Origin of the sequence: Isoptericola sp. NPDC057391, from assembly GCF_042668085.1 — a bacterium.
GTDB lineage: Bacteria > Actinomycetota > Actinomycetes > Actinomycetales > Cellulomonadaceae > Isoptericola.
In genome coordinates, this window is sequence record NZ_JBHVBO010000230.1 from 1 (window position 1) to 5,693 (window position 5,693).

At 72.9% G+C, this 5,693-nt stretch carries 4 protein-coding genes and 1 pseudogene; 1 reads left to right on the forward strand and 4 read right to left on the reverse strand.

Going from position 1 to position 5,693, the window contains the following annotated elements; translation table 11 throughout:
• Positions 1 to 67: 67 nt before the first annotated feature.
• Both ACFUVW_RS19070 and ACFUVW_RS19075 read right to left on the reverse strand, forming a co-directional pair.
• On the reverse strand, positions 68 to 1,618 hold the full coding sequence (locus ACFUVW_RS19070) for a DUF6114 domain-containing protein (protein ID WP_430572878.1): 1,551 nt from the start codon (positions 1,616 to 1,618) through the stop codon (positions 68 to 70).
• 28 nt (positions 1,619 to 1,646) lie between these two features.
• On the reverse strand, positions 1,647 to 2,237 hold the full coding sequence (locus ACFUVW_RS19075) for a DUF6230 family protein (protein ID WP_430572879.1): 591 nt from the start codon (positions 2,235 to 2,237) through the stop codon (positions 1,647 to 1,649).
• Between the two features lie 154 nt (positions 2,238 to 2,391).
• Between ACFUVW_RS19075 and ACFUVW_RS19080 the strand changes: the two genes are divergently transcribed.
• Entirely contained in the window at positions 2,392 to 2,991 is a 600-nt protein-coding gene (locus ACFUVW_RS19080) for a TetR/AcrR family transcriptional regulator (protein ID WP_430572880.1), read from the forward strand.
• Between the two features lie 135 nt (positions 2,992 to 3,126).
• On the opposite strand, the gene ACFUVW_RS19085 is transcribed toward ACFUVW_RS19080, so the two are convergent.
• Entirely contained in the window at positions 3,127 to 4,863 is a 1,737-nt protein-coding gene (locus ACFUVW_RS19085) for a S1C family serine protease (protein ID WP_430572881.1), read from the reverse strand.
• A gap of 96 nt (positions 4,864 to 4,959) precedes the next feature.
• Positions 4,960 to 5,693: pseudogene (locus ACFUVW_RS19090) on the reverse strand (2-succinyl-5-enolpyruvyl-6-hydroxy-3-cyclohexene-1-carboxylate synthase); the annotation flags it as partial.

Consider the following 5,693-nt stretch of genomic DNA (forward strand, 5'->3'; position numbering starts at 1 on the left):
AGGCCGCAGCATGTGCGGCCTCGTCCGAGCCTCTCTATCTCGGCGAAGAGGGTTCTCTATCTCGCGGTCAGTCCTCCCAGACCTGCTCGCGGAACCCCGACCAGACCTGCTTGTCCGACGTCGCCCCCATGAGGCCGATCCGCGCGTCGGTGAGGCCGAGCAGCATCTCGACGGGCGACGCGCCCGCCGCGATCTTCTCGCCCAGCTCGGCCCAGTCGTCGCCGTCGGGCAGGTTCGCGTGGATGGACGAGATGTACATCTGCGCGTCGCCCTCCATCGAGACGTAGTCCGCGTCGGTGACCGTGCCGCCGATCTTGCCGTTGTTGTCGGCGTAGGTCTTGAGCCAGAACCCGGGCACCTTGACGTAGTCGACGTTGATCCGCAGCGCGTCGCGGCGGGGACCGTCGTTCGTCACCGGCACGTTCACCACGTCGATGCCGTTGATGCCGGTGAGCGGCAGCTGCAGGTCCCGCGTCTCGAGCTCACCGTCCTGCGAGAAGACGTTGGCGTCCTCGCGCGTGCCGCAGTCTCCCGGCAGCGAGACGTTGATGTCGTACTCGCCGCCGAACGTGATCCGCGCGCAGGGGCCGAGCTCGAGCCTGAACTCCTTCTCGACGTCGTCCTGCGCCTGCTCCTCGGCCGGCGTGCCCGCGTCCGCCTTGCCGTCCTTCCCGGCGTCCTTGCCAGCGTCCTTGCCGGCGTCCTTGTCGCCGTCCTTGCCTGCGTCCTTCGCGTCGGCCCCCTCGCCGTCCGCCTCCTGCGGGACGGCGCCCTCCGCGTCGGCGGACTCGTCGCCGGCCGCGGCGTCACCGGTGCCTCCGGCGTCCCCAGCGTCCTCCGACGCGGACGGCGAGGGGCTCGGGGTCGGGTCGGCCTCGTCGCCGCCGCCGCAGGCCCACTCGAGCCACCCCAGCGGGTCCCAGCAGTCCGACGCCGCACGCACCTGCGACGCGGGCGCAGCGGCCGCCTCGACCACCGTCGTCCCCGTACCCCCGAGGGCGAGCACGACGACCGCCGCGACGACGGCCGCGTGCCGCCCGCCGCGGGCGGGCTCCTCGTCGAACGGCAGGAGCTCGGCCATGCCGACCTCGCTGACCCGCTGGCCGACCTCCTGGCCCTGACGCGGGTCCGCGGGCACCGGCACGGCGTCCGGCTCCTCGTCGTTCGCAGGCTCCGCCTCGGCGGCCTCGGCGGCGGGCCGCGGCATCCACGAGACCGCGAGGATGCCGCCGACCACACCGAGGACCATGCCGACGCCGAAACCGCCCAGGTTGACCCCCAGCAGCGAGTAGACCGCGATCGCCAGCGTGATGACGCCGTAGAAGACCCGGTGCTGCGGCTGGGCCATGATCAGGGCCCCGAGGAGCACCAGAGCCACGGGCAGCAGCGTGGACTGCATGCCCTCGATGCCGAGCTGGATCTCGAAGTTGTCGATCTGCAGCCGACCCGAGAACCACAGCACCACGCCGGACAGGATCGCCAGCGTGCCGCCCCAGAAGGGCCGGCCCCTCCGCCAGGCGGCGAACCGCTGGCGGCGGGTGACCGGCACCTCTGGAGACGGCACCGCGGTCGACCCCGTGGACGCCTCGGGGATCATCGAGGTGTTCTCGTCGCTCACGCCTGGTCTCCCTGGTCGCCGGGGCTGCTCAGAAGCACTCGGTGCCGTCGGAGATCTTCAGGTGCAGGTCGGTGAGCTTGAAGACCGCGGCCGACGTGCTCGACGAGACCTGCTTGAGGTCATCGATGGTGATCGCGTCGGAGTCCATGGCGAAGTCGCCCTTGCTGCCGTGGGCCTTGGTGTTCACGGTGGACGCGTCGACGCCGATCCGGATCTGGTTGAACTGGGCCGTGCCGCGCAGGTCGCTCATACCGATCTGCAGGTCGGTGGCCTTCACCGGGTTCTTCGGGTCGGTCCCCGCGGAGATGAGCAGGCCCAGCGGCATGCCCGGGACCTTCACCGACTGGCACAGGTTGTGCAGCGTGGCGTCCTTGATGTTCGCGATCGCCACCGGGTGCGACTTGCCGTCGGCGTCCTTCGCCTCGCCCGCGTACTGCGAGAACCCGGTCCCGTCGAGCTTGTCGGCCGCGATCTTGAACTGCTGGCCCGAGATCGCCATCGACACCGGCACGGCGCCCTGGGCGACACCGCCCATGAGGACGCCGATCACCGCCACCGTCGGGACCGCCGCGAGCATCGCACGGCCTCGACGTGTGCGCGTCAGTGCGCTGAGCTTCATTTCCCCTCCAACAGACGACATGGCGACCCCTGCGTCGCCGACGAGTCGCGACGGTACGCCCCTTACTGAGGCGACGTCAATAGCAACCGTTGCCCGCGGCTCTTCACCCGCCGGACGGGGCCTTCACCTGCCGGAACGGCCATATGCTCGGGGCATGGCAGCCGCGCGACGCACCCGGATGAGCCCCGACGAACGCCGGCAGCAGCTCGTCGCGATCGGCGTGGCCGCCCTGGCCGACCGCCCCCTGGAGGCCGTCACCGTCGAGGACCTGGCCGCACAGGCCGGCGTCTCCCCCGGGCTCGTCCACTACTACTTCGGCAACCGGCAGGGCCTGCACTCCGCCATCGTCCGCACCGCGCGCGACGCGATGCTGCACGCCACGCAGCCGCGGCCCGAGCTGCCGCCGCGCGAGCGCCTGCGCGACACCCTCGACCGGTTCGTGGAGTTCGTGCACGACCACGACGCGACGTTCTACTCGCTCGTGCGCGGCGCCGCGTCCGGCGACGAGCACGTGCGCGCCACCATCCAGCACGCGCGCGACGTGCTGGCCGGGCACCTGCGCGACGCCTTCCAGGAGATCGGCGTCGCGCCCACCCCCCTGCTCGAGGTCGCGCTGCACTCCTGGATCTCGTTCGCCGAGCAGGCGCTCGTGGAGGCCGCGACCGACCCCGACATCGCCCCGTCCGACCTCGCCGACTTCCTCGAGCGCAGCGCGCTCGGTGTCCTCGCGGCCCTGCACCCCGCGGCCGGGTGACCGCGCGGACGCTGTGACGACCGGACCGGTTCGAGCACGGGAAAGCCCCGCGGGCCGCGACGGGGAGGGGAGTCGTCGCGGGCCCGCGGGGCTGCTGGTGCGGCCGGCCGGGTGCGCGGACCGGCCGGCCGCGGCTCAGTTGCTTCCGCTGCCGCCCTGGAGCAGGTCCTCGAGCCAGCCGGGCAGGTTGCCCGGGTCGGTCGAGTCCGAGCCGCCCTGGCCCTGGTCCTGGTCCTGACCCTCCTGACCGTTCTGACCGTTCTGGTCGCTCTGACCCTGGCCGCCCTGGCCCGTCGTCGCCGACTCGTCGCGGACCGCGAGCGTCACGTCGACGGTCTGCGTCTTGCCGTCACGGACGTAGGTCAGCGTGACCTTCTGGTCGGCCGCCTTCTCCCGGACGTACGCCGTGAGCGACTCGGCGCCGTTGACGGCGTCGTCGTCGATCGCGACGATCACGTCGCCGGCCTGGAGGCCGGCCTCGGCGGCGGGCGACCCGGACGACACCTCGACCACCTCGGCGCCCCGGCGGGTGACGCCGTCGGCCGTGGCCGTCGCGTCCTGCATGGTCACGCCCAGGAAGGCGTGCTCCGCCGTGCCGTCGGCGATGAGCTGGTCGGCGATGTTGGTCGCCAGGTTCACCGGGATGGCGAACCCGAGCCCGATCGAGCCGGACTGCTCGCCGCTCATGCCGCTCGACATCGTGGCGATCGACGACGTGATGCCGATGACCTGGCCCTGCGCGTTGAACAGGGGGCCGCCGGAGTTGCCGGGGTTGATCGCCGCGTCGATCTGGATGGCGTTGGTGACGACCTGCGTGCTGCCGTCCTCCCCCGACGCCGAGACCGGGCGGTCGATCGCCGACACGATGCCGGTGGTGGCGGTGTTCGCCAGCCCGAGCGGGTTGCCGACGGCGAGGACCGCGTCGCCCACCGTGACGTCGTCGGACGAACCGAACGACGCGGGCTTCAGGTCGTCCGGCGGGTTCTTCAGCTTGACGACGGCCAGGTCGGTGGTCGGGTCGGTCCCCACGATGGTCGCCTCGTACAGGCGGCCGTCGGACAGCGTGACCTGCACGGTGTCGTTCTGCGCACCCGAGACGACGTGGTTGTTGGTGACGATGTGGCCCTGGTCGTCGTAGATCACGCCGGAGCCCTCGGCGCCGCCGGACTGGCTCTGCACCTGGATGGCGACCACGGACGGGGCGACGGCCGTCGTGACGGCCTCCCAGTTCGGGTTGTCGGAGGTCGAGTTCTTGACCGGGGCCTCGTCGGTGGACTGCGCGGAGGAGCCGACGTTCGCGAGCGACGACGGGTTGCCCGCGTCGAACGCCCCGGTCGCCGCCGCGGTGCCCAGGCTCGCCAGGACGGCCGCGATGACGGCCGCGCTGGCCACCGGGACCCAGACGGACCGCTCGCGCTTCGTGGCGGTCCCACCCCCCGGCCCCTGCTGCGGCGACGTCTGGCCCAGGGCGTACGGGTTGGCCGGACCCTGGCCGTACGGCTGACCCTGCGGGTGCTGTGCCTGGTGCTGGCCCTGCTGGGGGTGCTGCGTCTGCTGATGCTGCTGCGACTGCTGGTGCGTGTAGTAGGGCGACCCGGGCGCCATCTGCCCGTACCGCGGCTGCTGCGGGCCGTACTGCTGCTGCGACGCCTGCGGCGGGGCGGGCGGCTGCGGGGTCCCGTGGGTGGGGAGCTGCTGGGTCGGCTGCACGGTGAGGTGCTGGGTGTCCTGCGTGTCCGGCTGCGGCGCGGGGCGGTCCGCGGAGCCCTGCTGCGCAGAGTCCTGCGCTGCCGGCTGCTCGGCGGGGTTCTCGCTCCGGTTCGGCTCGTCGGCGCCCGACGGCTGCGGTGCGCCCGGGGTGTCGGTGCTCATGGTGCCCTCCTCGATGTGTGCCTCCAGGAGACCACTCCATCCTGGCGTGGTGCTTGGCTCAACCTGAGAACTTGCTGCGAATCACGCCGCCGCAGGTCAGAGGGCCGCCCGGACCGCGGCGGCGACGCGGGCGGCGAGATCTCGCGCCTCGGCGAGCCGGTCGGCGCGCGGCACGCGCACCTCGATGACCTGCACCCCGCGCGTGGGCGCCTGGAGGGCGTGCCGCAGCGAGCCGACGTCGAGCACGAGCTGGTGGTCCACGCCGTACCCGGCGCACAGCTGGGCCAGGTTGGCGCCGTGCGGGGTGCCGAAGACGCGCTCGAACGTGGCGGCCCCCGCCGCGGACGACGTCGCGAGCTCGCCGTGCTCGAGGGTGGCGAAGATGGACCCGCCGTCGTCGTTAACGACGACGACCTCGAGGTCGACCGGCGGCTCGTGCGGCCCGCGCAGCAGCCCGCCGGCGTCGTGGAGGAAGGTGAGGTCGCCGACGAGCGCCCGCGTGCGCAGGCCCTCGCGGGCGGCGGCGAGCGCCACGCCCGTCGCCGTCGAGACGGTGCCGTCGATGCCGGCCAGCCCGCGGTTGGCGAGCACCTCGGGCAGGTCGCCGGCCTGGGGGTGGTCCAGCCCGAGCACGAGGTCGAGGTCGCGCACGGGGTTCGACGAGCCCACCACGAGCAGGTCGTCCGGACCGAGCACCGACGCGACGGCACGCGCGACGGTGAGGGCCGCGTGGGGCGACGTGAGGAGCCCCTCGGCGACGGCGGCGTCCGAGGTCGCGGCGTCGACGACGGCGGCGGCCGCCCGCCCGGCTTCCTGCCACCGGGCGAGGA

Coding starts and splice junctions, on each gene's coding strand:
- ACFUVW_RS19075 (WP_430572879.1), bottom strand. CDS start 2,237: ATGAAGCTCAGCGCACTGACGCGCACACGTCGAGGCCGTGCGATGCTC.
- ACFUVW_RS19080 (WP_430572880.1), top strand. CDS start 2,392: ATGGCAGCCGCGCGACGCACCCGGATGAGCCCCGACGAACGCCGGCAG.
- ACFUVW_RS19085 (WP_430572881.1), bottom strand. CDS start 4,863: ATGAGCACCGACACCCCGGGCGCACCGCAGCCGTCGGGCGCCGACGAG.